Source organism: Spongisporangium articulatum, from assembly GCF_044465595.1.
Lineage (GTDB): Bacteria > Actinomycetota > Actinomycetes > Actinomycetales > Kineosporiaceae > Spongisporangium > Spongisporangium articulatum.
Genome location: NZ_JBITLV010000002.1, coordinates 583060 through 607594 on the forward strand (window position 1 = coordinate 583060; position 24535 = coordinate 607594).

General features: G+C 72.1%; 32 protein-coding genes and 2 tRNA genes. 19 read left to right on the forward strand and 15 right to left on the reverse strand.

The annotated features are described in order from the left end of the window. The first annotated feature begins 37 nt into the window (after nt 1-37). Nucleotides 38-589, forward strand: a complete 552-nt coding sequence (locus ACIB24_RS08905; RefSeq protein ID WP_398278293.1) for a hypothetical protein — start codon at nt 38-40, stop codon at nt 587-589. An 80-nt stretch (nt 590-669) separates the two neighbouring features. Here ACIB24_RS08905 and ACIB24_RS08910 read toward each other — a convergent pair whose 3' ends face one another. After that, nucleotides 670-1401 (reverse strand): SDR family NAD(P)-dependent oxidoreductase, encoded by a 732-nt coding sequence (locus ACIB24_RS08910; protein ID WP_398278296.1) that lies wholly within the window; start codon nt 1399-1401, stop codon nt 670-672. Between the two features lie 264 nt (nt 1402-1665). Next, nucleotides 1666-1738 (reverse strand) — tRNA-Asn (locus tag ACIB24_RS08915). Nucleotides 1739-1955: 217 nt separating this feature from the next. Here ACIB24_RS08915 and ACIB24_RS08920 point away from each other — a divergent pair. The 3 genes from ACIB24_RS08920 to rpmG all read left to right on the forward strand — a co-directional run bounded on the left by ACIB24_RS08920 (nt 1956) and on the right by rpmG (nt 3808). After that, nucleotides 1956-2651 (forward strand): DUF2680 domain-containing protein, encoded by a 696-nt coding sequence (locus ACIB24_RS08920; protein WP_398278299.1) that lies wholly within the window; start codon nt 1956-1958, stop codon nt 2649-2651. Nucleotides 2652-2686: 35 nt separating this feature from the next. Continuing rightward, on the forward strand, nt 2687-3565 hold the full coding sequence (locus ACIB24_RS08925) for an NAD(P)-dependent oxidoreductase (protein WP_398278302.1): 879 nt from the start codon (nt 2687-2689) through the stop codon (nt 3563-3565). Between the two features lie 78 nt (nt 3566-3643). Next, entirely contained in the window at nt 3644-3808 is a 165-nt protein-coding gene (gene rpmG, locus ACIB24_RS08930) for a 50S ribosomal protein L33 (RefSeq protein WP_398278305.1), read from the forward strand. Between the two features lie 77 nt (nt 3809-3885). On the opposite strand, the gene ACIB24_RS08935 is transcribed toward rpmG, so the two are convergent. After that, nucleotides 3886-4425, reverse strand: a complete 540-nt coding sequence (locus tag ACIB24_RS08935; RefSeq protein WP_398278308.1) for a hypothetical protein — start codon at nt 4423-4425, stop codon at nt 3886-3888. A 124-nt stretch (nt 4426-4549) separates the two neighbouring features. Between ACIB24_RS08935 and ACIB24_RS08940 the strand changes: the two genes are divergently transcribed. The 3 genes from ACIB24_RS08940 to ACIB24_RS08950 all read left to right on the forward strand — a co-directional run bounded on the left by ACIB24_RS08940 (nt 4550) and on the right by ACIB24_RS08950 (nt 5779). Next, nucleotides 4550-4623 (forward strand) — tRNA-Ile (locus ACIB24_RS08940). A 45-nt stretch (nt 4624-4668) separates the two neighbouring features. Further along, on the forward strand, nt 4669-5346 hold the full coding sequence (locus ACIB24_RS08945; protein WP_398278311.1) for a GH25 family lysozyme: 678 nt from the start codon (nt 4669-4671) through the stop codon (nt 5344-5346). A gap of 142 nt (nt 5347-5488) precedes the next feature. Continuing rightward, nucleotides 5489-5779, forward strand: a complete 291-nt coding sequence (locus tag ACIB24_RS08950; RefSeq protein WP_398278314.1) for a hypothetical protein — start codon at nt 5489-5491, stop codon at nt 5777-5779. Nucleotides 5780-5793: 14 nt separating this feature from the next. On the opposite strand, the gene ACIB24_RS08955 is transcribed toward ACIB24_RS08950, so the two are convergent. Both ACIB24_RS08955 and ACIB24_RS08960 read right to left on the reverse strand, forming a co-directional pair. Then, complete coding sequence (locus ACIB24_RS08955) at nt 5794-6159, reverse strand: hypothetical protein (RefSeq protein WP_398278317.1); 366 nt, start codon at nt 6157-6159, stop codon at nt 5794-5796. Beyond that, entirely contained in the window at nt 6156-6779 is a 624-nt protein-coding gene (locus ACIB24_RS08960; protein ID WP_398278320.1) for a flavodoxin family protein, read from the reverse strand. The genes ACIB24_RS08955 and ACIB24_RS08960 overlap by 4 nt, the downstream gene beginning before the upstream one ends. A gap of 122 nt (nt 6780-6901) precedes the next feature. Here ACIB24_RS08960 and ACIB24_RS08965 point away from each other — a divergent pair, with 122 nt between their 5' ends. Both ACIB24_RS08965 and ACIB24_RS08970 read left to right on the forward strand, forming a co-directional pair. Further along, nucleotides 6902-8629 carry a thiamine pyrophosphate-dependent enzyme gene (locus ACIB24_RS08965; protein WP_398278323.1) on the forward strand — a complete coding sequence of 576 codons (1728 nt, stop codon included), beginning with the start codon at nt 6902-6904 and terminating at the stop codon, nt 8627-8629. Next, nucleotides 8626-9600 (forward strand): TIGR03557 family F420-dependent LLM class oxidoreductase, encoded by a 975-nt coding sequence (locus tag ACIB24_RS08970; protein ID WP_398278326.1) that lies wholly within the window; start codon nt 8626-8628, stop codon nt 9598-9600. Before ACIB24_RS08965 ends, ACIB24_RS08970 begins: the two co-directional genes overlap by 4 nt. Before the next feature lie 4 nt (nt 9601-9604). Here the strand turns inward: ACIB24_RS08970 and ACIB24_RS08975 are convergent, their stop codons facing one another. The 6 genes from ACIB24_RS08975 to ACIB24_RS09000 are packed head-to-tail and all read right to left on the reverse strand — an operon-like array spanning nt 9605 to nt 14030. Beyond that, nucleotides 9605-10270, reverse strand: coding sequence for an NADPH-dependent F420 reductase (locus ACIB24_RS08975; RefSeq protein ID WP_398278329.1), 666 nt, complete (start codon nt 10268-10270; stop codon nt 9605-9607). A gap of 48 nt (nt 10271-10318) precedes the next feature. Further along, nucleotides 10319-10906 carry a hypothetical protein gene (locus ACIB24_RS08980; protein WP_398278332.1) on the reverse strand — a complete coding sequence of 196 codons (588 nt, stop codon included), beginning with the start codon at nt 10904-10906 and terminating at the stop codon, nt 10319-10321. Nucleotides 10907-10913: 7 nt separating this feature from the next. Further along, on the reverse strand, nt 10914-11813 hold the full coding sequence (locus tag ACIB24_RS08985; RefSeq protein ID WP_398278335.1) for a hypothetical protein: 900 nt from the start codon (nt 11811-11813) through the stop codon (nt 10914-10916). Then, nucleotides 11810-12664: an ABC transporter ATP-binding protein gene (locus ACIB24_RS08990; RefSeq protein ID WP_398278338.1), complete on the reverse strand. Its 855-nt coding sequence runs from the start codon at nt 12662-12664 to the stop codon at nt 11810-11812. Before ACIB24_RS08990 ends, ACIB24_RS08985 begins: the two co-directional genes overlap by 4 nt. Then, nucleotides 12661-13479 carry a zf-HC2 domain-containing protein gene (locus ACIB24_RS08995; protein ID WP_398278341.1) on the reverse strand — a complete coding sequence of 273 codons (819 nt, stop codon included), beginning with the start codon at nt 13477-13479 and terminating at the stop codon, nt 12661-12663. Before ACIB24_RS08995 ends, ACIB24_RS08990 begins: the two co-directional genes overlap by 4 nt. Next, entirely contained in the window at nt 13476-14030 is a 555-nt protein-coding gene (locus ACIB24_RS09000; protein WP_398278344.1) for an RNA polymerase sigma factor, read from the reverse strand. The genes ACIB24_RS08995 and ACIB24_RS09000 overlap by 4 nt, the downstream gene beginning before the upstream one ends. A 204-nt stretch (nt 14031-14234) precedes the next feature. Here ACIB24_RS09000 and ACIB24_RS09005 point away from each other — a divergent pair, with 204 nt between their 5' ends. Then, nucleotides 14235-14405, forward strand: coding sequence for a hypothetical protein (locus ACIB24_RS09005; protein ID WP_398278347.1), 171 nt, complete (start codon nt 14235-14237; stop codon nt 14403-14405). Between the two features lie 27 nt (nt 14406-14432). On the opposite strand, the gene ACIB24_RS09010 is transcribed toward ACIB24_RS09005, so the two are convergent. Both ACIB24_RS09010 and ACIB24_RS09015 read right to left on the reverse strand, forming a co-directional pair. Further along, nucleotides 14433-14918, reverse strand: a complete 486-nt coding sequence (locus tag ACIB24_RS09010) for a GNAT family N-acetyltransferase (protein ID WP_398278350.1) — start codon at nt 14916-14918, stop codon at nt 14433-14435. Further along, the gene (locus ACIB24_RS09015) at nt 14915-15577 is read right to left on the reverse strand and encodes a TetR/AcrR family transcriptional regulator (protein ID WP_398278353.1); all 663 of its coding nucleotides are present in this window, start codon (nt 15575-15577) and stop codon (nt 14915-14917) included. The genes ACIB24_RS09010 and ACIB24_RS09015 overlap by 4 nt, the downstream gene beginning before the upstream one ends. Nucleotides 15578-15686: 109 nt before the next feature. On the opposite strand from ACIB24_RS09015, the gene ACIB24_RS09020 reads away from it, so the two are divergent. From ACIB24_RS09020 to ACIB24_RS09045, 6 genes are all read left to right on the forward strand, one after another. Next, on the forward strand, nt 15687-15872 hold the full coding sequence (locus ACIB24_RS09020; RefSeq protein ID WP_398278356.1) for an SDR family NAD(P)-dependent oxidoreductase: 186 nt from the start codon (nt 15687-15689) through the stop codon (nt 15870-15872). Next, entirely contained in the window at nt 15869-17194 is a 1326-nt protein-coding gene (locus tag ACIB24_RS09025; protein WP_398278359.1) for a flavin-containing monooxygenase, read from the forward strand. The genes ACIB24_RS09020 and ACIB24_RS09025 overlap by 4 nt, the downstream gene beginning before the upstream one ends. Nucleotides 17195-17204: 10 nt before the next feature. Continuing rightward, entirely contained in the window at nt 17205-17813 is a 609-nt protein-coding gene (locus ACIB24_RS09030; protein ID WP_398278362.1) for a hypothetical protein, read from the forward strand. Then, on the forward strand, nt 17810-18334 hold the full coding sequence (locus ACIB24_RS09035) for an arsinothricin resistance N-acetyltransferase ArsN1 family B (protein WP_398278365.1): 525 nt from the start codon (nt 17810-17812) through the stop codon (nt 18332-18334). Before ACIB24_RS09030 ends, ACIB24_RS09035 begins: the two co-directional genes overlap by 4 nt. Before the next feature lie 2 nt (nt 18335-18336). Next, nucleotides 18337-19170 carry a PhzF family phenazine biosynthesis protein gene (locus ACIB24_RS09040; RefSeq protein ID WP_398278368.1) on the forward strand — a complete coding sequence of 278 codons (834 nt, stop codon included), beginning with the start codon at nt 18337-18339 and terminating at the stop codon, nt 19168-19170. A gap of 135 nt (nt 19171-19305) precedes the next feature. Beyond that, nucleotides 19306-19929: a hypothetical protein gene (locus ACIB24_RS09045; protein WP_398278371.1), complete on the forward strand. Its 624-nt coding sequence runs from the start codon at nt 19306-19308 to the stop codon at nt 19927-19929. Here ACIB24_RS09045 and ACIB24_RS09050 read toward each other — a convergent pair. Next, nucleotides 19899-20783: a hypothetical protein gene (locus ACIB24_RS09050; RefSeq protein WP_398278374.1), complete on the reverse strand. Its 885-nt coding sequence runs from the start codon at nt 20781-20783 to the stop codon at nt 19899-19901. The genes ACIB24_RS09045 and ACIB24_RS09050 overlap by 31 nt on opposite strands. Before the next feature lie 31 nt (nt 20784-20814). Here ACIB24_RS09050 and ACIB24_RS09055 point away from each other — a divergent pair, with 31 nt between their 5' ends. Together ACIB24_RS09055 and ACIB24_RS09060 are read left to right on the forward strand one after the other, a co-directional pair. Next, a complete protein-coding gene (locus tag ACIB24_RS09055; RefSeq protein ID WP_398278376.1) occupies nt 20815-21150 on the forward strand; it encodes a hypothetical protein in 336 nt (111 codons plus the stop codon). 384 nt (nt 21151-21534) lie between these two features. Next, nucleotides 21535-22911, forward strand: coding sequence for a M14 family zinc carboxypeptidase (locus tag ACIB24_RS09060; RefSeq protein WP_398278379.1), 1377 nt, complete (start codon nt 21535-21537; stop codon nt 22909-22911). Between the two features lie 3 nt (nt 22912-22914). Here the strand turns inward: ACIB24_RS09060 and ACIB24_RS09065 are convergent, their stop codons facing one another. Then, nucleotides 22915-23496 (reverse strand): helix-turn-helix domain-containing protein, encoded by a 582-nt coding sequence (locus ACIB24_RS09065; protein ID WP_398278382.1) that lies wholly within the window; start codon nt 23494-23496, stop codon nt 22915-22917. A gap of 66 nt (nt 23497-23562) precedes the next feature. On the opposite strand from ACIB24_RS09065, the gene ACIB24_RS09070 reads away from it, so the two are divergent. After that, on the forward strand, nt 23563-24525 hold the full coding sequence (locus ACIB24_RS09070) for an NAD(P)/FAD-dependent oxidoreductase (RefSeq protein WP_398278385.1): 963 nt from the start codon (nt 23563-23565) through the stop codon (nt 24523-24525). Nucleotides 24526-24535 lie beyond the last annotated feature (10 nt).

Below are 24535 nucleotides of genomic sequence, written 5' to 3' on the forward strand. Positions count from 1 at the left end.
CGCAGGCCCGGGTGATTCCCGTCTGTAGGGTCGTGTCGTGCCCAGGTTCTGGCGGTCGAGGCCGACGCTGCCCGCCGACCTGGCGGAGGAGTTGAAGATCGGGCGCGGGGACCGGGTGCTGGCCTGGAGCCGGCTGGCCGGCGGAGGTGGGGTGGCCGGTCTGCTCGACGGCATCCGGGTCGTCACCCCGCGCGGGCAGCACCTGGCCCGGACCTGGGTGGACGTCGACCACGCCAGTTGGGACCAGAACTCGTCGATGCTGCTGGTCTGGTGGGTCGGGTCGCGCCAGCCGACGCCGCTGGAACTGTCCGAGCAGGTCGGTGACCTGCCCGAGCTGGTCCGCGAGCGCGTGCAGTCGTCGGTGCTGCTCACCCTGAACGTGCCGGTCCCGGGGCGGTCGTCGGCGCGGGTCGCGCTGCGCCGGGACGGCGAGGGCAAGCTGTCGACGCAGGTGCTGCTGCCGCCGGGCGTGCGGGAGGACGAGCCGGACGTGAAAGCCGCGCTGCAGCAGGCGATCGACCAGTTGTGGGCGGAGGCGTCCGACAACGGCGCCGCCTACGACCCGGCCGCGCGCCCGCCGTCCATCTGAGGGCGACCCACTCGTCGACGAGTGAATCTCGCGTGGACATGGCACGCGAAATCGCCTCGTCGACGCATGGCGGCCCCGGGCTAGGTCTCTTCGGGGTCGGCGCCGCGCGCGGCGCGCCCGCCGTCGACCGGGATCACCGTGCCGGTCAGGTAGAGCGCCGGCGGGCTCAGCAGGAAGTGGACGACGTCCGCCACCTCCTCGGGGCGGCCCACCCGCCCGAGCGGGTGCAGCTGGGCCATCTGCGCATCGAGTTCCTGGGCGTTGCCGGCGGCCCGGTACCGCTCGTAGCGAGGTGTCGAGATCGAGCCCAGGGCGACGGCATTGGCGCGGATCCCGTGCCGGCCGTAGTCGACCGCCGTGGCCCGGGTGAGTCCTTCGAGCGCTGCTTTCGCCGTCGCGTAGGACAGCGCGCCCCGGACCGCCCGCTGCGCCTGGTGGGAGGACACGTTGACGATCGCCCCGGGCGTGCCGGCGTCCAAGAAGTGCCGCACCGCGGTCGCCGACCCGACCACGGCGGGCGCCAGATTGGCCTGGATCAGGCGGAGGACGTCGTCCGGCCGCTCGTGCAGCATGGCGTCGTCGAAGACGGCCGCGTTGTTCACCCACCCGACGAGAGGTCCGTGCTGTTCGGCCAGCCGGGCCGCGCGCTCGGCGACCTGCGGGTCGGCGGCGTCACCGACCACCGTGGTCCCGGCGCCGTGCTCGGATTCACGCAGGTCGATCGTGACGACGGTGCCGACCCGGCGCAGCCGTTCGACGATCGCCGCGCCCACGCCCTGCCCACCGCCCGTGACCACGAAAGAGCTTTCCACCGGCACGTTTCTACGCCGTCGACAGATCGTCCGCGATTCGGCCGGTCGGGCAACGGAATTACCGCTACGCGCCGCTGCTGGATCTCGTGCCAAGGGGGTAGCTCGCCCTGTCGCCACTGAACCAACGGCACCTGTACATCGAGGCACGCGACGGGATGTGGACGTAGTCAGCCGCTATGCGGAGTCGGCGGAGGGTCTCGTTCCATCCCGCGTCATCCATGGCCGAAGGCTAGATCGAGGCGTTGGGCAGGGTGTGAGGCGAAGCTCCCCCAGTTGGACTTGAACCAACAACCCTGCGATTAACAGTCGCATGCTCTGCCAATTGAGCTATGGGGGATCGGCCCTGCGGGGTAACCGCGTGGTGCCTGGGCGCGGTCGAGAGTACCAAAGGATGAGGGCCCGTCGCGCACGCCCGGCCGCCGGAAGCGAAGGCCCAGGTCAGGCGCGAAACGCACAGGACTTTGCCAGGTTCGTCCGATGTCTGGCACAGACCTGTGGGCCAGGTTGAGGATGAGGTCGGGTGCCGATGCCGGGCCTCTGGAGGGAGAGGGATCATGACGCGGAACCGCCTGATTGCCGTAGTCGCCGCCGTGGGGTTGGCCGCACTCGGAGTGGGGGCGGCCGTGGCCATCCCGGCGATGGCCGACGACTCGAAGCCCGCACCGTCCGCCGCGCCGAACGCGCAGCAGTTCCAGCAGGAGCGCCAGAAGCGCGTCCGCGAGCAGTTGCAGTCGCTGGTCGACGACAAGACGATCACCGCCGAGCAGGCCGACAAGGTCGCCGCGAAGCTCGCCCAGCAGGGCGGTCCGGGGCGGGGCCCGGGGATGGGCCCGGGGATGGGCTTCGGGCCGGGCCGGGACCTGATGGGTTACGGCAAGCCCGTGCTCGACGCGGCCGCCAAGTCCCTCGGCATGAGCACCGACGACCTGGTCTCCGCGCTGCGCGGCGGCAGCACGCTGAAGCAGCTCGCGGACCAGCAGGGCAAGGACCTGCCGGCCGTCGAGACCGCCATCACGTCTGCCGTGCGCACGCAGGTGGCGCAGGCGGTCAAGGACGGCAAGCTCACGCAGGACCAGGCCGACCGGATCACCGAGAACCTCGACCAGCGGGTGAAGGACTTCGCCGAGAACGGCCGTGGCGGCTTCGGCCTGCACGGCGGAATGGGCGGCGGAATGAGCGGCCGGATGGGCGGCCCCGGGATGATGGGCCGGCCGGGCGAGGGCGGCCCGACGCCCACCAGCACCACCTGATCTCGGGCTGACCTCGGGTGTGACAACCTCACGCCATGGCTGAACCTCTGGACGTCGGCGTGATCGGGCTCGGCACGATGGGTGCGCCCATGGCGCGGCACCTCGTCGAGGCCGGGCACCGGGTCACCGTGTGGAACCGGACCCGGGCCAAGGAGGAGCCGCTCGCGGCGCTGGGAGCCGCGCGGGCGTCGTCCCCCGCCGAGGCGGCGGGTGGGGCGGACGTCGTCCTGACCTGCGTCAGCGACGAACCCGACCTCCGGGAGGTCGTGTTGGGGCCGGACGGCGTGGCGCAGCGGCTGGCGTCCGGCGCGGTGCTGGTCGACTCGTCGACCGTGTCGCCGACGCTCGCGCGCGAGCTGGCTTCGGTGCTGGACGACGGGGGCCGGCTGTTCGTCGACGCGCCCGTGAGCGGGGGGTCGGAGGGTGCGCAGAAGGGCACGCTGACGGTGTTCGCCGGCGGGTCGGACGCGGCGGTGGCGAAGGCGCGTCCGGTGCTGGAGGCGTTCAGCGGGCGGATCACGCACCTCGGGCCGGCCGGGGCGGGGCAGGCGGCGAAGGCCGTGAACCAGCTGGTGATCGCCGGGGCGTACGCGGCGCTCGGCGAGGGGCTCGTGTACGGGCAGGCGGCCGGGCTGCCGATGGACGCGTTGGTCGAGGCCCTGCTCGGCGGGGCGGCCAACTCGTGGATCGTGGCCAACCGCAGCGCCAACGTGATCTCCGGGTCGTACCCGCTGGGGTTCCGGACGTCGCTGCACCTCAAGGACGTGCGGATCGGGCTGCGCGAGGCGTCGGCGCTGGGTCTGGAGCTGCCCGTGGCCGACCTGGTCGCCTCATTGGAGCAGCGGCTGGTCGACGCCGGGTACGCCGACGAGGACGTCTCGAACCTGGCTCGGATCGTGCGCGGCGAGGCCTGAGCTCCGGGTGGAATAGCTCCATGGGGTGGGTGGTTACAGGCTATCGAGAATCGTTCTCAGGCCTGTAGGAGGTTGGTCATGGCTCGCACCGAGCTCCGCCCGATCGTCAAGCTCCGCTCCACCGCCGGCACCGGGTTCACGTACGTGACCCGCAAGAACCGGCGGAACGACCCCGACCGCCTGGTGCTGCGCAAGTACGACCCGCGCGCGCGCCAGCACGTGGAGTTCCGCGAGGAGCGTTGAGCCTGACCGGCTGATGCAGGGGCGGGCGGTGCCAACGGGTGCCGCCCGCTCCTGGCTTTTGTCCGGACGGCGTCTGCTCAGACCGCGGTGCGGTGGTTGACGACGCTCGCGATGTCGAACGCCTGCGGCTCGGTGCCGCGCTGGAACAGGTGGGCCGCTTCGAGATAGCCCTCGGGGCCGGGGTGCGACGCGATCGCCGCCTCGACGGTCGCGGTGATGTGTCCCAGCGCCGTGTACTCGTCGGGCCCCAGGTCGCGTAGCGCCCGGTCGAGGTCCCGTCCGACGGCGTTGCCCCAGGTCAGGAACCGGTGCGTGTTCGTGCGGCTGATCACCTCGAACCCGACGCGCAGGCCGCGGCGCCGGCGGTGGTGGTCGACGACGTTCGTCAGCGGGATCGACAACGTCCCCTGCAGGCGGTTCACCGAGTGCGCGACGAACGCGACCCGCAGGTTCGTCACGTACAACCGCCCGCCCACCCCCTCGATCGACGGGCGTGGCAGCCAACCCGGCATCCGGGCGGCCACGGGCAGTTGCAACCCGTAGGACGCACGGTCGACGAGCGCCGTGGCCAGGTACCGGCCGCGGACCTCCTCGCCCGTGAACGCCTTGAGCCCCACCTGTCCACCGTCCTTGGCCGACACTCCGCCCCGACGTACGACGTCGTGGCCCCCGCTCAAGGTTGCCTCAAGATCCGGCCGCGCGGGAGGGCGTCGGAGTGAGCTTGGCTAGGCTGTCCGGCGCGGGGCAGTAGCTCAACAGGTCAGAGCAGCGAACTCATAATTCGTCGGTCGCGGGTTCGAACCCCGCCTGCCCCACTGTGGACCTGCTGGTGATCATGCCGCTCAGGCAGACTCGTCCGGATGTGGTCACGGGTGGCGCGGCGGGTCGCCCTGTGGGTGGCCATGCTGGGGGTCGTGGCCGCGGTCGTCTGGGTGGCGTTGCCGCACTACCGACCCGGGCTCGCCGCGGGGGAGCGGTACGGCATCGATGTCTCCGCGCACCAGGGCCGGGTCGCCTGGCGGGCGGTCGCTGCGGACGACATCGACTTCGCTTACCCCAAGGCGAGTGAGGGTGGTGACTTCGTCGACGAGCGGTTCGCCGAGAACTGGCGCGACGCGCACGCGGCGGGGCTCGATCGCGGGGCGTACCACTTCTTCACCTTGTGCCGGCCCGGTGCCGATCAGGCCGCCAACTTCCTGCGTACGGTCCCGCCCGACCCGACGGCGCTCGCCCCCGCGGTCGACCTGGAGCTGAAGGGCAACTGCTCACGGCGCCCCACCCGCCCGCAGTTCGCCGCCGAGCTCGACGCGTTCGTCACGCGGGTCGAGAAGGCCTGGGGCCGAACGATGATCGTCTACACCAACGACGACTTCGACGACCTCTACCCCGTCCGCGACCAGGGTCGCCCGCTGTGGGAGGCGACGTATTACCGCCGGCCCGAGGAACGGACCTGGACGATCTGGCAGGTCACGGCCCTGGCGTCGATCGACGGGGTCAACGGCGGTGCGGACCTCGACATCCAGCGCCAGGTCCGCTGACCGTCGACGTCCCGGATGGGAAATCCGGCGCCCCGGGCTTAGCCTGCGAAGAGCGGGACCATCCGCGCATCGGCAGGAGAGCCGGCGCCGTCCCCATGCAGCACGAGACGGTCGCCGCGCGGCCGGGGCGGGAGCGCCGACCATGTCGGAACCGAGCGCAGGAACACCCGGGGGTCACGGAGCATCCGGAACACCGGTCAAGAACCAGTACCGGACGACGCCCGCCTATCAGCTGGACGACCGGCGGTTGGTGCTGCGTGGCGGGACCCTGGACGGGCAGGAGTGGACGGGCGTCGTCGACGTCGGTAAGCGGGTTTTCTGCGGCTCGGGCGAATGGTCCACGGACGGCGTGTATCTCGTCACCGCGCAGCTCGAGCGGGCCGCGGACGGTCAGGAGGCGAACGTCGCGGTACCGGCCTTCGCACCCGAATGAGGTTTCCGGGTGAGTCACCGTTCCCAGGGGGCCTCGTCGCCCATCTTGGCGTAGTACTTCGCCAGATGGCTCTTCACCCGGTCGATGTCGCCCTTCGGCAGGTCCACCCCGCCGCGTGAGCCCTGCAAGACGTTCCCGGCCGCCATCATGCCGCGCGGGACCGCGACGAGCTTCCCGTCGACGACGTCGGCGATCAGCAACTTGTAGGCCGTGAAGTTCTGCTTCTCGTCGCCGTCGTACCAGACGTGCGCTTCACGGTACTTCTCGTTCGGTTCGTCCTCGGCGCCGGCCCACGTCCGGACGCGCTTCTCGGCGGCGGCGCCGTCCCACTCGCGGTCGCGGTCGGCCAGCGGGAGATCCTTGAACGCTGAAACGGTCATGACGACTCCTTCGGGGGATAGGGGGAGGACTTCAGGAATCGGGCGACGTGCACGGCGTTGGCGGCCAGCGTGGCGGTCGTGCTCGCCACGGCTTCGGGGGTCTCGTCGAGGTCCTTGTAGTCGACGCCCTCCATGGCCCGGCCCACCCAGTAGGTGACCCCGCCGGCCGGGATGGTGAACCCGACGTCGTTGAGCGCCTGGAAGACGTCGGCGCTGACACTGTGCGCGCCGTCCTCGTTGCCCACCACGGCGGCGACCGCGACCTTGCCGTACGTCGGGGGCAGCCCGGTCGCCTCATCCGTCTCGGACAGTTCCGCGTCGAGCCGTTCCAGCGCCCGCTTGCTGACGCTGCTCAGCTGCCCCATCCAGATCGGCGTGGCCAGCACGAGGATGTCGGCGGCGAGGAGCTGCCGACGAAGAGCAGGCCAGGCGTCGCCGTCGCCCATGTCGACCTCGACGCCCGGTTTGATGTCGTGGTCCACCAACCGCACCACCGACCCCTCGACGCCGTGACTGCGCAGGTCGCCCAGCACCTGCCGGCCGAGCAGTTCGCTGCTGGACTCGCTGGGTGTGGGGCGGAGGGTCCCGACCAGGACCAGGGCGGTGAGGGCGTCGGTCATGGCCTCATCCTGAACCGGCTTCCCGCCGAAGCATCTGGAGACGGCCGCTGCGCAACCGGGCCGTCGGTCGGGCGGTGTCGTGTCGGAATGCGCACCCTCTCGGCTAGGTCGACGGTGAAGGCATGCCAACTGTCGCCGAGACCATCGTCAGTTCGCTCGTGCGGCTGGGGGTGAAGACCGTCTGGGGCGTCGTGGGAGACGCGCTGAACCCGATCACCGACGCGATCCGCACCACCGAGGGCATCGACTGGATCGGCGTGCGGCACGAGGAGGCCGGTGCGTTCGCGGCCGGCGCCCAGGCGCAGCTGTCCGGGACGCTCGGGGTCTGCATGGGCACCGTCGGGCCGGGGTCCGTCCACCTGTTGAACGGGCTGTACGACGCGAAGAAGTCGCACGCGCCGGTGCTGGCGATCTGCGGCCAGGTGCCCAGCGCCGAAATGCATTCCGAGTACTTCCAGGAGGTCGACAACGACCTGCTGTTCGCCGACGTGGCCACGTTCCGGGCCACGGTGACCAGTGGTGCACAGATGCCGCGGCTGCTGGAACAGGCCGTCAACGCGGCGTTCTCACGGCCCGGGGTCGCCGTGCTGACCGTGCCCGGCGACCTGGGGGAGCAGGAGGTGAGCGCCGCGCACGAGCCGCGCTTCGTCGTCCGGCAGCCGGTCCTGCACCCCGACCCGCGGTCCCTCGACGAGGCGGCCCGGTTGATCGACGAGGCGTCTCGCGTGACGATCCTGGCCGGCATCGGGGCGGCCGGGGCGCGCGCGGAGCTGCTCGACCTGGCGGGCCGCCTGAAGGCGCCCATGGTGCTCACCCTGAAGGCGAAAGCCGTTCTGGAGGAGGACAACCCGTTCGAGATCGGGCAGAGCGGGCTGATCGGCAATCCGGCGACGAAGACCGCGTTCGACGGGGCTGACCTGCTGCTCATGGTCGGCACCGACTTCCCGTACCCGGAGTGGCTTCCGCAGGGCACGCCCACGGTGCAGCTGGACCGCCGGGCGGCCCACATCGGACGCCGGACGCCGGTCGACGTCGGCCTGGTCGCCGATGCGGGGGTCGGGTTGCGCGCCCTGCTCCGCCAGGTGGTGGCCAAGGACGACGGGAGCCACCTGGACAAGGCCCGCTCCGAGTACCAGACCTGGCGGGACCGGCAGCTCGGCCTGGTCGGGGACGGCGCCGACCAGCAGCCCAGCCTGACCAGCCGGGTGATCGCGAAGGTCCGGGGTGTGGGCGAGAACCCGCGCGACCTGATCCGGCCCGAACGGCTCGCGGCGCTCGTGGACGCGGCGGCCGCCGACGACGCGGTGTTCACGGCCGACACCGGGATGGCCACGGTGTGGCTGTCGCGGTTCGTGCGGATGCGTGGGAGTCGTCGGCTGGTGGGCTCTTTCAACCTCGGGTCGATGGCCAACGCGATGCCCCAGGCGCTCGGCGCCGCCGCGCTCGACCGAGGTCGACAGGTCGTCGCGTTCTGCGGCGACGGTGGTCTGACGATGCTGCTCGGCGACCTGATCACGGCCGTCGAGCAGCAGCTGCCGGTCAAGCTCGTCGTGTTCGACAACGGCCGGCTCGGCATGGTCAAACTCGAGCAGGAGCAGGTCGGCCAGCCCGAGTTCGGCACCACCCTCCACAACCCCGACCTCGCCGGCGTGGCCCGGGCGATCGGCCTGCAGGCCTGGCGGGTCGAGGACGACGACGCCCTGGCCGATGCCGTCGCCCAGGCCCTCGCGACGCCGGGGCCGGTGCTGCTCGACGTCGTCACCAATCCCGACGAGGTAGCCCTCCCGCCCCACGCAACCCCCGATCAGGCCTGGGGTTTCGCCATCGCCAAGATCAAGGAGACGCTGTGAACATCGGGTACACCCTCATGTGCGAGCAGACCGGCCCCCGGGAGCTCGTGCGTTACGCGGCGCGGGCCGAGCAGGCGGGCTTCACCCTCTCGGTGATCAGCGACCACTTCAACCCGTGGCTCGACGAGCAGGGACATTCGCCGAACGCCTGGACGGTGCTGGGCGCGGCCGCCCAGGCGACGGAGTCGATGGAGCTGATGACGTACGTGACCTGCCCGATCGGCCGCTACCACCCGGCGGTCGTGGCGCAGCAGGCCGCGACGCTCGGGCTGCTGTCCGAGGGGCGGTTCACGCTCGGGCTCGGCGCCGGCGAGAACCTGAACGAGCACGTCACCGGGCGCGGCTGGCCGCCGGTCAACGAGCGGCACGAACTCTTCGGCGAGGCGCTCGACATCATCGATGCGCTCTTCGACGGCGACTACGTCAACTACGTCGGGCACCACTACCGGGTCGACTCGGCCAAGCTGTGGGACGTCCCGGACCGCCGCGTGCCGATCGCCGTCGCGGTCAGCGGCGAGCAGTCGGTCGACCGGCTGGCGGGCAAGGCCGACGCCATGATCGCCGTCGAGCCGCTCGGCGACCTGGTGCCGCAGTTCCACCGGCAGGCGCGGGGCGGCTCCAAGGCGCGGGTGATCGGGCAGTTGCCGATCTCCTGGGACTCCGACGCCGAGGCAGCGATTCAGCGCGCTCACGAACAGTTCCGGTGGTTCGCGGGCGGCTGGAAGGTGAACGCCGAACTGCCCGGTCCGGCGGGCTTCGCAGCCGCCAGCCAGTTCGTGCGCCCGGACGACGTCGCGGAGCAGATCCCGTGCGGGGACGACGTCGGCGCGGTCGTCGAGGCGCTGAAGCCGTTCGCCGAGGCCGGGTTCACCGACGTGGCGCTGGTCCAGATCGGCGGCGACCGGCAGGACTCGTTCCTCGACGTGGCCGAGAAGGAACTGCTGCCCGAGCTGCGTTCCCGGCTCGGCTGAGACCTCAGCGGGTCGCGGCCTCCACGAGCCCCTTGATGGCGTCGGGCCCGGCCGGTTCGCCGGCCGGGTCGCCGTAGGTCCCGTACCCGCCGCCGTAGGCCGGGGTGTCGGGCTGGGTACGCCAGCTCTCGGAGAGCGGGCCGACATCCACGGTGTCGTATCCGATCCGGTCGAGGAAGGCGCTGACGACCGCCTTCGCCTCGTCGGGCCCGGCGATCGCCAGGGCCGAGCGGTCGGGGCTGCCCGCCGGGCGGGGCAGCGAGCGCAGGTGCTGGAACCAGATGTTGTTGAAGCCCTTCACCACGTGCGCGTCGGCGAAGTGTCGCTGCACCAGCTCGCTGCTGGTCGCCGAACCGTCCTCCAGCTCGGCGAAGACCCCGTCGCGCTGCGGGTAGTAGTTGCCGGTGTCCACGACGACCTTCCCGGCCAGCGGCTCGGGCGCGATCTGCGCAGAGGCCTTGAACGGGACGGACAGGACGACGATCTCCCCGGCCTCCGCCGCCTCCGCCGAGGTTCCGGCGCGCGCCTGCGGACCGAGCTGTGCGACGAGGTCCGTGAGGGTCTCGGGCCCGCGCGAGTTGCTCACCACCACGTCGTACCCCGCCGCCACGGCCAGAGCCGCCACGGTGCCGCCGATTTTCCCGCTGCCGATGAAGCCGATCGTCGTCATGCGGGGAGCCAACTCCGGTTCCGGGTGTGGCATTCCGGCTGCGAGGCGTCAGTCGGCCGCCAGCGTGCGGACCAGTACCGCCGCGGCGGCGACGCCCAGCACCGACCAGCCGGCCGCGCTCGTCGTCCAGTCGCCGTAGGCCCCACCGAAGGCGTACGGGAAGACGGGCAGCTGCCGTTCGAAGGGGCGCACCAGCGCCCACGCGGTCGCGAGCGGGACGACGGTCAGCGCCCACCGCTGGCCGGGGGTCGCCTCACCGCGGGCTCGGCACCAGGTCACCCAGGCCACGCTCGCCAGCGCCGCCGCCAAGCCCTGCAGCAGGACCGTCCACGGATGCCCGTACAGCGCGTCGCGCGCTAACCAGGTTCCCGCCGACCAGGCGCTGAGCAGCACGAGAACGCCGGTGGCCCGCGCGAGAGTGCGCCAGGCCAGGCCGCGCGGTGCGGGGTCGACGACGGCCGCGGCCGGTTCGTCGAGACACCAGCCGACGGCCCCGGCGAGCAGGCCGACCGCGACGCCCTGCAGCGGCCACAGCCTCCAGTGGTCGTAGCGCACCGCGAGCAGCAACGCGACCACGAGCACGGCGGCGGCGGCCACGAGGGGCCACGGCACGGCCCGCCCGGCGTGCCGGAGCACGAGAACGTCAGGCCGTCGGGGCGACGACGGGGTTGAAGGCGGCGTCGGGCAACCCGAGCGTCATGGTCAGGACCAACGCCACGATCGCCACCACGACGGTGCCGGCGATCGCGGCCCGCAGCCGGGAACGGTCCGCCTCGGGGTCGTGCCACACGGCCACCAGCACCCCTAGCACGCACAGCGCCAGCAGGTACGCGATCCACGCCTGGGGCGAGCCCGGTAGCGCGATCCAGTGCCCCTCGCCGGTGTTCCAGCCCAGCGGGCCGTACCAGTTCGTCCACGGCCACGCCGCCTGCCACCGCCAGGTGGCCCGGAAGTTGCCCTGCAGGAGGATCGTCACCAGAACCAGCAGGACCACCGAGAGGGCCGTGATGCCGCGCTGCGGAAGCCATCTCGCGATCACCAGCCCGAGGACCGGGCCGCCCACCGCGGGCACGACGCCCTGGGCGAACATGGCCGCGTAGACGAAACCGGTATCGATCGGGCCGAACGGCACCGTGTAGTCGGCCGGGGGATCGGTGTGGAAGTTGACCAGCGCCGCGACGAACCACGCCAGGGCCACGGCCAGCGGGACGACGACCGCCGCCGCCAGCGCGAGAGTGCGGGTGCGTTCGGGGACGGCTACCGAGCCGGCCGCCTCCGCGGCCCGGTCGGAACGTCGGGTCAGCCCGGCCGTCACGATCAGGCCGAAGACCCCGAGCAGAGCCGCCACGGCGACCATGTCCAGGGCGGACGACGGTCCGTTGCCGCCGGGGTAGGAGGCGCCCCGGTCGACGAAGCCGGACACCGTGAGCGCCACGACGAGCGCGGTTCCGGCCCAGAACAGCTTCGAACGCAGGTAGTTGCGGATCTCCTGGCGGGCCAGGACGCCGAGGACCGGCGGGGCGGTCGAGGTGGCGGTGCTCATCGCAGGACTCCTTCTTCGGTCACGCTTCTCAGTAACAGGTAGGCGTCTTCCACGGTGGGGTCGACGGGGGAGGACTCGGGGCCGGGGCGGCCCCCGACGGAGCGGATCAGCCCGGTCCCGGTCTTCCAGGTCTGCACGGCGCCCGGGCTGGCGGACGGTCCCTGGTGCACCCGGCCGGCGGCGGTGTCCAGGAGTGCGGCGACGGTGCCGTCGAACCGCACGCGCCCGGCGTCCAGCACGACGACCCGGTCGCAGAGGGCGGCCACGTCCTCGGTCTGGTGCGTCGAGATCAGCACCGTGCCGGGCAACCCGGAGAGGATGCCGCGCAGCGCGGCCCGTTGCTCGGGGTCGAGCCCGGTGGTCGGCTCGTCCAGGATCAGCAGGTCGGGCTCCCCGAGCAGGGCCTGCGCGATGGCCAGCCGGCGGCGCTGCCCGCCCGAGAGGGCCTTGACCTTCACGGTGGCCCGCTCGGCCAGGTCGACCAGCCCGAGCACCCGCCGGACCTCCGCGTGCCGGGCCGCGGTCTCGCGCCACTCCTTGAGGACGGCGATGTAGTCGAGGAAGCCGAAGGCGGTCATCCCGCGCGGGAACACGACCTCCTGTGGCAGGTAGCCGATCCGGCGCCGGGCCTCGGTGCGTTCGGCGTGCGAGCCGGTGACGTCGTACCCGCTGACCGTGATGCGCCCCGAGCTGGGCGCGAGCGCGCTCGACAGTAGGCGCAACATGGTGGTCTTCCCGGCACCGTTCGGCCCGAGCAGCCCGACCACCCCGGCCTCCAGCGTCAGCGTGGTGGGAGCCAACGCGACGGTGCGCCCGTACTGCTTCGAGACGTCGTGCAGGGTGGCGGTCATCGGGCGACTCCCCGGGAGTGCTGGACGGTGCTGGTGCGGACGAGTACGGCGCCGAGAACGCCCAGTACACAGGCGAAGCCGAGCTGACCGGCGCCGGTGGTGACGTCGTCGATCGTGCGCGTCCCGGCGGCCACCGCGGTCGCGGCGATCCAGCCGAGGGCCACCAGCCCGCTGGCCAGCCAGGGCCGTAGCCAGGTCAGCAGGATCAGCGCCGTCACGGTGAGCGCCAGCCCCGGCAGCAGCCAGGTGGCGAAGTAGCCGTGGAGGACCGGGACGGCGAGGGTCACCGCGACGGTCAGCGGGACGGCCGCCACCAGGGCGGCCGTGGTGCGCAGCAGGGCCAGGCGCAGCTTCGAGAAGGGCGACACCTCGGTGACCTCGCGGAACGGGTCGGTCGCGTCGTACGCGGCCACCACCGCCAGTACCGGCACGAGCGGGGCCAGCGCCAGGAACAACGTCCGGGGGCCGCCGGGCACGTCGATCCGCGCCAGACCGGTCACGATCGCGCACACCACCGCGGCGCCGACCGCGACCGACCAGGACAGCAGCAGGTCGCGGGACGTGGCCAGCACCACCAGGTCAGGTTCGGGGGCCCCGAGCCGGCGCAACCCCCGCAGCACGAGAGGCAGGCGCGGCCGGGTGATCTCCGCGTGCACCGCCGTCCACAACGGCTCGACCGTCGCGACCAGCTCGCGGGCGCCCGAACGGCAGTCCGGGCACGAGGTCGCGTGGGTCTCGACCGCCGCCTCCGCGGCCGGGTCCAACCGCCCGGCCGCGTAGGCCCGCCACGTCGGTCCGTCGACATGCCAGCTCATGCGATCCCCTCCATCAGCTGCCTGCGCATCTGCGCCTTCGCGAGCCGCACCCGGCTCTTCACCGTCCCCTGCGGCACGCCCAGCAGTCGGGCGGCCTCCTTCGTCGACAGCCCGTCGAGCACGGTCGCCTGGAGGGCCTGGCGCAGCTCGGGGGACAGCCGGTCGAGGGCCGAGCCCACGTCGCCGTGCTCGACGGCCAACAGCAGCTCGTCCTCCGCGCTGCGCAAGGCCGGCGACAGGGCCGCCACCACCTGCTGGGCGACCGGAGCCGGCGCCTGCCGGACCCGCAGCCGCGACACCAGCTGCCGGACGGCGATGCCCCAGAGCCAGGCCCCGACGTCCCCGTCCCCGCGATAGCTGCGCGCCGTGCGCCAGACGGCGACGAACGTGTCCTGCAACGCGGAGGCGGCCAGCTCCTCGTCGGGCGTGCGGCGGCGCAGGCGGAGCAGGAGCCAGGCGGAGTGCCGCTCGAGCAGCTCCCGCAGGGCGCGCTCGTCCCCGGCCGCGACCTGCCTCAGCAGGTCGACGTCACTCGGCTGGTTCCGCTCCACGACCTGACTGTCGCGGACCGGACGCCGATCGGATCACCGTTCGGCCGAGAATCTCGACCCGGCACCGGCACAAGATCATCAACATTTCGTCATTCCGCCGGGTGAGAGCCGGCAGATCGACGCCATTCCGGTGATCTTGGTGAAGGGACGGCCCGGGTCGCCGAACGCGGAGATCTCACTACCGTGACCGAGCAGGAGGTCACCATGAGCGAGCAACCCCTGGAGCGTTCTCAGCAGGCGATCGACGAGGCCAAGGCCGCGGCGGAGGCCTTGCCCAATCTGCCGGACGACGACCCGGACGTGCGACAGGAACCGATGACGTCACCGGGGTCGACGCCCGAACCCGACAAGGACGAGGACCTCGACGGCGAGTAGGCCTCCCCGATCTGCTCCACGTGCGGGTCAGTGGGAGGCCGCGACCGGCACCTGCGCGGGCTCGCCCCCGAGGGCCGGCAGCGACATGATGACCGAGCTCTCGGTGAACCCGAGCGCCCGGTAGAAGGCCCGGGCCGGTTCGTTCGTGAGCAGCACGTCGAGGGAGAGCGCCTGCCCCGGGAAGGCCTGGCGCAGCAGGTCGATGGCCCGCCGTCCGAGTCCCTCGCGGCGGTGCGCCCGGGACACGAACAGCTGGCGCCCGTAGACCCCGGTGTCGTCGAGCCGCCAGCTCGCGAAGGCGAGCGGTTCGCCGTCCCGCTCGAAGACTGCCAGCGACACCGGCCCGCCCACGACCCCCACACCCGTCAGCCAGCCGCGCAGTCGTTCCCGGACCCACGGTTCCTCGTCGGCGCCACCGGCGTAACCCTGGTCCTCACGCAGGTGCAGGTTCAGGGTCGTGAGCAGGTCGAGGTCGCCGGGCGTCGCCGGGCGGAGGGTGACAGGCCCGGTCACCGGACGGTTTCCCCACCCAGCAGCCAGCTGCTGGTGGCCGACAGGACGCCGGCGACCGCCGTCGTCACGTCCTCGATCGGTGTCCGGTCCTCGCGCAGGACCCAGTCGATGACGACCTCGTCGATCCCGCCGACGATCATGGTGGCCACGGCCTGCTCCTGCCGGTCGCTCAGCGAGCGCTCCACGCCGAGCGCGGCTCGTGCCTCGTGGAACTGGGCGACGAGCAGGTCCCGGTAGGCGTGGATGACGTCGCGCCGGTGCGCCTCCATCTCGGGGGAGACCCCCACCGCCTCGAGGCAGTGCACCCGCGCCCGCGCGGGGTCGGCCATCATCTGGGCGCAGAACGTGCTCACCCCGGCCTCGATCCGCCCGAGGACATCGGTGGCCTCGACGGCCAGCACCGCCTCCAGGATCGCCGCCTGGGTGTCCTGGTTGATCTTGTCGTAGACCGCCCGGAGCAGGTCTTCCTTGGTCTCGAAGAGCTCGTAGAAGTGCACCGGGGCGACCCCTGCCGCCCGGCAGACCTCGGCGATCGGCGTCGCGGCGTACCCGGCGGTGCCGAACAGCTCCGTGGCCGCCTCGACCAGCCGGGCGCGCCGGTCGTTGCGGCGCTGCTCGGCGTCGAGTCCGCCGTACCGGCGGGTGGCTGGGGGGCTCACGACCACCGTTGTACCTCACGACACGCTCGGCCCAGTCCTAATCTTGACGCCGCAATTCATGAAACCCTAGATTCAGGTTTCTCCGAGGCCGAGCACACTGGAGTGATCGATGGCCGGTAAGACTTCCGCTTCGCGCGTCGTCTTGATCACCGGTGCCGCCTCGGGCACAGGCCGGACGACGGCCCAGGAGTTGGCGTGTCAGGGCGCCCACCTTGTGCTACTCGACCGGGACGAGCGCGTGCGTGAGCTCGCGCACGCGCTCTCCGGTCGGCACGAGAAGGAGCATCAGCAGTGACCCGGAAGGTTGCCGTCATCGGCGCGGGGGCCTCGGGCCTGTCGGTGGCCAAGGTCCTGCACGAGCGGGGCCTCGACTTCGACGTCTTCGAGCTGTCCGACCGGGTCGGCGGCATGTGGGTGTTCCGCAACCCGAACGGCCGCTCCGGCGCCTACCGGTCGCTGCGCATCAACACTTCACGCGCGCGGATGGAGTTCAGCGACTTCCCGCTGGCCGACGACCTGCCCGACTTCATCGGTCACGAGCAGGTGGCCGACTACTTCGAGAAGTACGTGACGCACTTCGGCTTTCGCAGCCGCATCCGGTTCCGCACCGCGGTCGAGCACGTGCAACCCCTGGACGATCGTGAGGGGGGCGGCTTCCGGGTGCGGCTGTCCACCGGCGAGACGTCGGTCTACTCCGACGTCGTGGTGGCCAACGGTCACCACTGGGACGTCCGGATGCCCGAGCCGGCCTTCCCGGGGGCGGACACCACCTCGGTCCAGCAGCTGCACGCGCACGACTACGAGGACGAGTCGCAGCTGGCCGGCAAGCGGGTCGTGGTGCTCGGGATGGGCAACAGTGCGATGGACATCGCCGTCGACGCCAGCTACCACGCCGCCGCGACCTACCTGTCGGCCCGCAGCGGCGTGCACGTCATCCCGAAGTACCTCTTCGGCAAGCCGTACGACAGCATCGGCGGCTCCGAGTGGCTGCCCTCGGCGCTGCGCTGGCCGTTCGCGCGTCTCCTGATGCGCACCTACACGGGCCCCATGACCCGGTACGGCCTGCCGAAGCCGGACCACAAGTTCGCGCAGGCGCACCCGAGCATGTCCAGCCGCATCCTCGACCGGCTGGCGCACGGCGACATCACGCCGAAGCCGACCATTCAGCGGCTCGACGAAGATGCCGTGGTCTTCGCCGACGGGTCGCGCGTCGAGGCCGACCTGGTGATCTACTGCACCGGCTACCGGATCAGCTTCCCGTTCTTCGACCCCGACTTCCTCGACGTGCGCGAGGACAACCGGATCCGCCTGTACCGCAGGCTCTTCCATCCCGACGTCCCCGGCCTGTACTTCGTCGGGCTGGTCCAACCGCTGGGCGCCGTCATGCCCATCACGGAACGCCAGGCGCAGCTGGTCGCCGACCACCTGCAGGGCCGGTACGGGCTGCCGTCGAAGCGGGCGATGAACGCCGAGATCGACCGGCACGCACGCCGGCAGGCCCGCCGGTACGTGGCCAGCAAACGACACACGATCCAGGTCGACTTCGACGACTACATGCGCCAGCTGCGTCTCGAACGGCTGCGCGGACGCCGCCGTCGAAAGGCCGGCGCGCCGTAGGCTGGCGGGTATGGCCGGTCCCGCGCGCAACCGGGTGGCTCCGACGGGGCAGATCGTCGCCGTCGACGCCCGCGGCGCGTGGATGGGCAACCGTGGCCGCCTCCACGAGGGCGAAGGGACGCGGGGCGTCGTCCGTACCCACCAGGTGAAGGCCTGGATCACCTGCCGGCTGGAGTTCCGGGGCCGGCGGGTCGCGCAGTGGCATCCGAACCACTACACGCCGCTGTTCCTCCTCGACGAGGCCGTGGCCCTGGCTGCCGGGCACCGTCCGTGCGCCGAGTGCCGCCGCGCCGACTTCGTCGCCTTCGCACTCGGCAACGAGCTCGACGACCCGCGGGCGGCCGACCTGGACGCCCGGCTGCACGCCGAACGCCTTCCGGTCGGGGCGGCCCGAGGGACGACGCCCCTCGCCTGGCGAGACGTGCCTCCCGGTGCGTTCGTGGTCACCGACGCCGGCCCGGCGCTGGCCTGCGCCGACCACCTCGCCCTCTGGGACGGAGACCGGTACGCCTACGGCGCGAAGCGGTCCCGCCCGGCCCGCGGCGACGCCCGGCTGCTCACCCCGGCCTGTACCGTCGCCGCCCTGCGAGCCGGCTACCCCGTGCCGGTGGAGGCATGATCCGGGCCGTGCGGCGCGAGGACGCCGCCGCCGTGGCCGAGGTCTACCGGCCCTACGTCGAGCAGACCGCCATCTCCTTCGAGTCGGGCGCACCGGCCGCGGCCGAGATGGCCCGGCGCATCGAGGCCACCGTGACCCACTACCCCTGGCTCGTGGCCGAGGACGGCGGCACGGTCGTCGGGTACGCCTACGCCGGCCCGCACCGGGCCCGCCCGGCCTACCGGTGGAGCGTCGACGTCTCCGTCTACCTCGCCCCGCAGGCTCACCGCCGGGGTATCGGGACCCGGCTCTACCAGGCGCTTTTCGACCATTTGCGGGCCCAGGGGTACTGCAACGCCTTCGCCGGGGTGGCCCTGCCCAACCCGGCCAGCGTCGGCCTGCACGAGTCGCTCGGCTTCGCCCCCGTCGGGGTCTACCGCAACGTCGGGTACAAGAGTGGACGCTGGCACGACGTCGGCTGGTGGCAGCTCGAACTCCTCCCGCCCGACCCCGACCCGCCCGAACCCCGGCCGACCCCGTGAACGTGCTCGTGGTCGACGCCTGCCGGCGCGACGGCGCCGGTGGCAGCCCCACGGTCGTGTCGCTGGGCGCCGCCGCGCCGGACGACGAACTCGCCCGCCTCCCGGGACGGTACGGGACGTCGCACCTCGCCGTGCTCGACCCGCCGGCCGCCGCGGGGGGTCCGCTCCCGGTCCGGTTCTTCACCTCCGCCGGCCCGCTCGCCAACTGCGGCCACGGCACCGTGGCCGCGCTCGCCGTCCTGGCCGGGCGGACGGGGTCCTTCGAGGGGACGCTCTCCATCGCCGGTCGCGAGGTCGCCGCCCGTGCCCGGCAGTCCGGTGACGGGGTCGAGGCCTGGTTCGACCAGGGAGCGGTCGCCCTGCGGCCGGTGCGGGACGACGAGTGGGCGGCCTTCGTGGGTGCGCTCGGCGTGGGGGCCGAGAACCTGCATCCGATCGAGAGGGTCGTGGTCGCCTCGCCCGGCCGGGAGCGCCTGCTGGTGCCGGTCGTCGACCGTGAGGTACTCGCCACGTTGCGTCCCGACCACGTCGCGCTCGCCCGGGCGAGTCGTCGGTTCGCGCAGTTGGGGTCTTTCGTGTACGTCCCGCCGGACAGTGAGAACCGTTGTGCTGCCCGTATGTTCGCCCCGGCGATCGGGGTGACCGAGGATGTGGCCAACGCCAACAGCAGCGGGTGCCTCGCCGTCCACCGCCTGGCCACCGGCCGACCGGGCGAGCTGGTCGTCGAGCAGGGTGACGCGCTCGGGTGCCCGTCGTCGGTGCTTGTCCGGGCTGCACGTGACGCCGGCGGGCACATCGTCACCCAGGTCGGGGGCGTGGCCCGCGTCCGTTCCTGACCGTGGCCCGGGTCCGCGCTGTGGATCGGGCCAGGACCTCGCGATCCGCCCGATCGCCCAGCGCGCGTTCAGCTTTCGGGCAGGATCGCCCGGCACCGTCGAGTCCACGCGAAGCCCACCACGAGGAGCAGAACGATGGACACCCAGACCTACGAAGCCCCGCCGACGAACCCCACCGAGCCGGCGCCCGCGCAGACGTCGGCGCCCACGCCGAAGGGTGGCGTCCGGGCCAGGATCGCCGCCGGCGTGCTCGCGCTCGCCCTGGTCGGGGGTGGCACCTGGGCCGTCGTCCATTTCGCCGGCGACGGCAGCACGTCAGTCGCCGGCTCGCAGACCGCGAGTGGCCCGGGCGGGAACGGCCAGATGCCCGGCGGGGCCGCCCCGGCCAGCGGCACGATCACGGCGATCGATTCGAGTTCGATCACCGTCAAGTCGTCGTCCGGGACGAGTACCACCTACACGCTGGCCGACGACGTCGCGGTCGAGAACGACGGCACCACGGCGTCGGTCTCGGATCTCGCGGTCGGCGACACCGTGGTGGTCCTGACCGGTGCGGGCCCGAACGCGGGATCGAGTTCCGGCAGCACGACCACCGACAGCACGACCACCGACAGCACGACCACCGACAGCACGACCGCGACCCGCATCCTGGCCGGCACGTCCGCGACGGCCGGGCCGGGCCAGGGCGGTCAGGCGCCGACGGGTCAGGCGCCGTCGGCGGCGACCACTCAGAACGGCCAGTCGTCGTCGACGACCTGAGGCGGGTCGAGGACGGAGGCGGCCAACGTCCGGGCCTGCTGGACGTAGGCCGCCTCCGCCGCAGTCAGACCCTCGTCGTCGGCGGCGTCGTCGAGGACGCGGGCCGCCCGATGGAGCGCGTTTCGTTGCTCGACGGTGAGTTCGGGCCGACCGTCGGCGATCCAGCGCCCGGCTACGGACCGCACTGTGCGGTCGGCCTTCTCGATCCCCGGCGAGAGCCCGGGTGGGACGGGTGTGCGCGCGTGGTACCGGAAGGCGCGCATCGTGGGGCTCGCCCGCGACGGGTAGACGCCCGGCTCCCCCCGCGGCGGCTTCGGGCGGCGTCGCTCGTAGGCGGCGGCGAGCCGGTCCCGGAGCACCTGCCAGACCATTGAGGCTCCACAGCCGATGCCTGCGACGATCCCGCCCGTCGCGAGTACCTCGAACTCGCTGTTCAGCGGGTCGACGGTGGCTTCGGGACGGGCGGTCGGGTCCTTACGGGCGATCGTGTACGTCTCGCCGACCGTGACGGAGAGCGGGCACTCGGAGATCACGAACTCCCTCGGGAAACCCGCGCGGGGTTCGGTCACCCGGTAGGTGTCGAGGGCCTCCGTCTCCTCACTCTTGTCGCAGGTGATCTCGTCGGGGCCCGGTGTGCTCGCGACGACGACCGCGTTCTCACGGGGCACGCCGCGGAAACCCCAGTAGTCGAACTGGGCCCAGCCGAGAACCATGACCCCGAGGAACAAGCCGAAGCCGACGGCGATGCTCACCCGGGGGGCGGCGTCCAGCACGCCGGTGGCCAGGTCGAGGGCCCGGGCGACGAAACCCCGAACACCTCGGGGCGGTTCGCGTCTGCCGCCCGGCCTGGTCACGCGTCGAACCGTAGCCGGGCAGGCTGAGCCGGTGCTCGCGACCCCGGCCGCCGCCTGGTCGCCACCGCGGTGCGCGACCTCGTCGTGGGAAGGCCCCGACCTGCAGCTACGTGATCTGCCCGTCGATCACGGTCTGGTCGGAATCCGCCCGTGCTTCCCGTCGATCGCCGTGGGCGGCGTGGCGGTCGCCGGCGGCCCCGTCCCGGTCGTCGCGAGCGGCTCGGCGATCGGCATGGGCGGCGCGCCGATCTCGCGCTCCGGCCCGGCGGGCGTCACGCCCGACGTGTATGGCCTCCTGCGCCGTCTCGAGAAGATCGTCGAGATCAGCTCTGACCGCTGCCCAGGTCAGGGGCGCGAGCTCGGCTGACAAGCGGTCGCTGAGCCGCTGGACGACGAGCTGCATCTGCTGGAGTGACGCGTCGTCCACGGCGTCGGACGAACGGTCACGCCGGGCGGCGAGGCTGTCCCGTTGACCCGCGGAGTCGTCACGGTCCTCGGCGACCTGATCCCGGTCGGTGGCGGCACCGTCCCGCACGAGGGCGGCCTCGTCCCGGCCTCGCCCTCGCGCGTTCCTCTGCTCGGCGCTCTCCCGGCCTCGAACAGACATGCTCCCTATGCTCCACCCTCCGTCAATCGACCGGTCCCTATCCGCCTCCGTACTCGATCAAGGGTTGACCGGCTCCACAGGTACTCCATAGCGTTACTGGTGGGTCACGGCGCGGAGCCGGGGCACGACTCGGGGAGGCACGCCATGACTCGTTCCCGGTTGATGCGAGCGGTGATCGCGCTCGTCGCCGTCGTCGGCATGGCGGTCCTGGCCGCCACCCTCGTCCCGGACGCCACCGCGGTCGCCTCCGCCAAACAGGCTCCGGTGCTGGTGCTGCGGGTGCACGCGCCGACGGCCAAGGCGTTCAAGGCCCTGCGAAAGAACTACGACCTGCTCGAGAAGCGTTCCGGCGATGACTATTTCGTGCTCGGTGACGCGGCCGTGCAGAAGTCCTTGAAGGCCAAGGGGTATCGCGTCAGTGTGGCCGACACGCTCGCCCCGCTGAGCCCGGCGCCCACGTCGACGCTGCGTGCGGCGGCGACCTACGCCACCTTCTACGGCGGGTACCACACGGCGGCGGCCCAGCAGCAGCACCTGCGGGACGTCGCCGCGACGTACCCGACGCTGGCCACCGTGGTCGACTACGGCGACTCGTGGCTGAAGACGAAGAACCGGGGCGGCAACGACCTGCTGGCGATCTGCATCACGAAGAAGAACGCCGGCGACTGTGCGCTGAACCCGAACGTGCCCAAGCCGCGCTCGGTCCTCTACGCCGCCATCCACGCGCGCGAACTGGCCACGGCGGAGATCGCCTGGAACTGGATCGACTACCTGACCCAGGGCTACGGCACGAACGCCGCGGTCACGAGTCTGCTCGACACGACCGAGCTCTGGGTGATCCCCGTGGCCAACCCCGACGGCCGCCAGATCGTCGAGTCCGGTGGCAACTCGCCGTACTACCAGCGCAAGAACGCCGATGATGCGCGCGGCAACTGCCGCCGCCCACCGACGTCCTCCAACCAGTACGGCGTCGACATGAACCGCAACGCCACGTTCCACTGGGGCGGCGTCGGGTCGACGAACACCGCCTGCGCCCAGGAGTACCGCGGCACGTCGGCCGCCTCCGAGCCCGAGACCGCGGCGCAGCAGGCGCTGTTCAACAACCTGTTCAAGGACCAGCGCGGCCCGAACATCACCGACGCGGCGCCGGCCACGGCGACCGGCACGTTCATCAGCTACCACTCCTACGCCAGTCTGACGCTCTACCCGTGGGGTGACACCACCAACGCCGCCCCCAACAAGACGAAACTGAAGGCGTTGGCCGACCGCATGGTCGCAGCCAGCGGCAGTGGCTACACGACGGGACAGGGCCCGTCGATCCTGTACGGCACGAGCGGGACGACCGACGACGACATGTACGGCCGGCTCGGGGTCGCCTCGTTCACGACCGAGCTGGGCGCCGCCAACACCTCGTGCGACGGGTTCATGCCGCCGTACTCGTGCGTGGGGTCGCGGTTCTGGCCGCAGGAGCAGAAGGCGCTGATGGTGCTCGCCCAGGCCGCCGCGGGGCCGTACCGGTAGGGCTCAGCGCCGGGACGACGGTGCCGCGCGCAGGTGGGCCCGCTCGCCCTGGGTGCCGAACAGGCTGAGGAACTCGGCGGGTTCGCCGTCAGCGCCGCCGAACCAGTGCGGCGTGCGGGTGTCGAACTCGGCCGCCTCGCCCGGGGTGAGCACGATGTCGTGCTCGCCCAGCACGACCCGGAGCCGTCCGTTCAGCACGTAGATCCACTCGTAGCCCTCGTGGATCTTCAGGTCGGGGTGGCGACGCCCGTCGCCGGCCGGGATGACGATCTTGTAGGCCTGGATGCCACCCGCCCGCCGGGTCAGCGGCAGCATCGTCATCCCGTTGGCCTGCAACGGTTTCAGGTGCACCCGCGGATCGCCGGTGGCGGGGGCGTCGACCAGTTCGTCGAGCGTCACCCCGTAGGCGCGGGCCAGCGGCAGCAGCAGCTCCAGGGTGGGTCTGCGGGAACCGGATTCGAGCCGCGACAGAGTGCTGACCGAGATGCCGGTCTGCTCGGCCAGGTCGGTCAGCGTGATGTCCCGGGCCCGGCGCAGCTCCCGCAGGCGCGCACCCACCCCGCTGAGCGTCGTCTCGTCGTCCATGCTGGGAGTTTGCCAAATCGGCAAGCGTGTTTGCCAGGCCCGAACGGGTCGGCGCAAGCTCGAACCATGAGCGATGAACTGCAGGACGGGTACGAGGTCGTCGTCGTCGGCGGCGGCGCCGCCGGTCTCAACGGGGCGCTGATGCTGGCCCGGTCGCGCCGGTCGGTGCTGGTGCTCGACGGCGGGCAACCTCGCAACGCGCCCGCGCAGGCGGTGCACGGACTGTTCGCCCGCGACGGCGTGCCACCCGCGGAGCTGCTGGCCACCGGCCGCGACGAGGTCCGCCGCTACGGCGGTCAGGTGGTCGAGGCCCAGGTCGAGGACGTCCGGCCGGACGACGGGAGCCCGGTGCCTGCGTTCGTCGTCCGGTTGGTCGGGGGTGAGGAGGTCGGCGCGCGGCGCGTCCTGGTCGCGACTGGTGCCGTCGACCGGTTCCCCGAGATCCCCGGGCTGGCGCAGCGGTGGGGGCGCGACGTCGTCCACTGCCCCTACTGCCACGGCTGGGAGGTGCGCGACCGAGTGATCGGCGTCCTGGCCACCGGCCCCGCGGCGATGCACCAGGTGCTGCTGTTCCGCCAGCTGTCCGAGCACGTCGTGCTGCTGGCCAACGGTCTGGACCTGCCGTCGGACGAGGCGGCCGAGCACTGCGCGGCGCTCGGTGTGCGAGTGGTGCACGCGCCGGTCGCGCAGGTGCTGGTGGACGACGACGCCCTGGTCGGCGTCCGGCTGGCCGACGGGTCGCGGGTCGAGCTGGGCGCGGTCGCCGTGGCGAGCCGGGTCGAGGCCCGCGCCGACTTCCTGGCCGGCGTCGGGGTGAAGGTCGTCGAGCACGAGAGCGGGCTGTTCAGCCACGTGCCGAGCACCGACGCCTTCGGCCGGACCGCGGTGCCCGGGCTGTGGGTGGCCGGCAACGTGACCGAGCCCATGGCCCAGGTCGGGGCGTCGGCCGCGGCCGGGGCGATGGCCGGGGCCCAGATCAACATGGAGCTGGTGATGGAAGGCGTGCAGCGGCTACGGATGGCACCCTGAACCCCGAAGC

What these genes read in the sequence shown, in the direction of transcription:
- ACIB24_RS08955 (WP_398278317.1), bottom strand. Translation starts at nt 6,159, where the DNA reads ATGACCGTTTCAGCGTTCAAGGATCTCCCGCTGGCCGACCGCGACCGC.
- ACIB24_RS08920 (WP_398278299.1), top strand. Translation starts at nt 1,956, where the DNA reads ATGACGCGGAACCGCCTGATTGCCGTAGTCGCCGCCGTGGGGTTGGCC.
- ACIB24_RS08950 (WP_398278314.1), top strand. Translation starts at nt 5,489, where the DNA reads ATGTCGGAACCGAGCGCAGGAACACCCGGGGGTCACGGAGCATCCGGA.
- ACIB24_RS08960 (WP_398278320.1), bottom strand. Translation starts at nt 6,779, where the DNA reads ATGACCGACGCCCTCACCGCCCTGGTCCTGGTCGGGACCCTCCGCCCC.
- ACIB24_RS09020 (WP_398278356.1), top strand. Translation starts at nt 15,687, where the DNA reads ATGGCCGGTAAGACTTCCGCTTCGCGCGTCGTCTTGATCACCGGTGCC.
- ACIB24_RS08975 (WP_398278329.1), bottom strand. Translation starts at nt 10,270, where the DNA reads ATGACGACGATCGGCTTCATCGGCAGCGGGAAAATCGGCGGCACCGTG.
- ACIB24_RS08945 (WP_398278311.1), top strand. Translation starts at nt 4,669, where the DNA reads ATGTGGTCACGGGTGGCGCGGCGGGTCGCCCTGTGGGTGGCCATGCTG.
- ACIB24_RS09045 (WP_398278371.1), top strand. Translation starts at nt 19,306, where the DNA reads ATGGACACCCAGACCTACGAAGCCCCGCCGACGAACCCCACCGAGCCG.
- ACIB24_RS09030 (WP_398278362.1), top strand. Translation starts at nt 17,205, where the DNA reads ATGGCCGGTCCCGCGCGCAACCGGGTGGCTCCGACGGGGCAGATCGTC.
- rpmG (WP_398278305.1), top strand. Translation starts at nt 3,644, where the DNA reads ATGGCTCGCACCGAGCTCCGCCCGATCGTCAAGCTCCGCTCCACCGCC.
- ACIB24_RS08995 (WP_398278341.1), bottom strand. Translation starts at nt 13,479, where the DNA reads ATGAGCTGGCATGTCGACGGACCGACGTGGCGGGCCTACGCGGCCGGG.
- ACIB24_RS08985 (WP_398278335.1), bottom strand. Translation starts at nt 11,813, where the DNA reads ATGAGCACCGCCACCTCGACCGCCCCGCCGGTCCTCGGCGTCCTGGCC.
- ACIB24_RS08925 (WP_398278302.1), top strand. Translation starts at nt 2,687, where the DNA reads ATGGCTGAACCTCTGGACGTCGGCGTGATCGGGCTCGGCACGATGGGT.
- ACIB24_RS09070 (WP_398278385.1), top strand. Translation starts at nt 23,563, where the DNA reads ATGAGCGATGAACTGCAGGACGGGTACGAGGTCGTCGTCGTCGGCGGC.
- ACIB24_RS08965 (WP_398278323.1), top strand. Translation starts at nt 6,902, where the DNA reads ATGCCAACTGTCGCCGAGACCATCGTCAGTTCGCTCGTGCGGCTGGGG.
- ACIB24_RS08990 (WP_398278338.1), bottom strand. Translation starts at nt 12,664, where the DNA reads ATGACCGCCACCCTGCACGACGTCTCGAAGCAGTACGGGCGCACCGTC.
- ACIB24_RS09005 (WP_398278347.1), top strand. Translation starts at nt 14,235, where the DNA reads ATGAGCGAGCAACCCCTGGAGCGTTCTCAGCAGGCGATCGACGAGGCC.
- ACIB24_RS09060 (WP_398278379.1), top strand. Translation starts at nt 21,535, where the DNA reads ATGACTCGTTCCCGGTTGATGCGAGCGGTGATCGCGCTCGTCGCCGTC.
- ACIB24_RS09035 (WP_398278365.1), top strand. Translation starts at nt 17,810, where the DNA reads ATGATCCGGGCCGTGCGGCGCGAGGACGCCGCCGCCGTGGCCGAGGTC.
- ACIB24_RS09065 (WP_398278382.1), bottom strand. Translation starts at nt 23,496, where the DNA reads ATGGACGACGAGACGACGCTCAGCGGGGTGGGTGCGCGCCTGCGGGAG.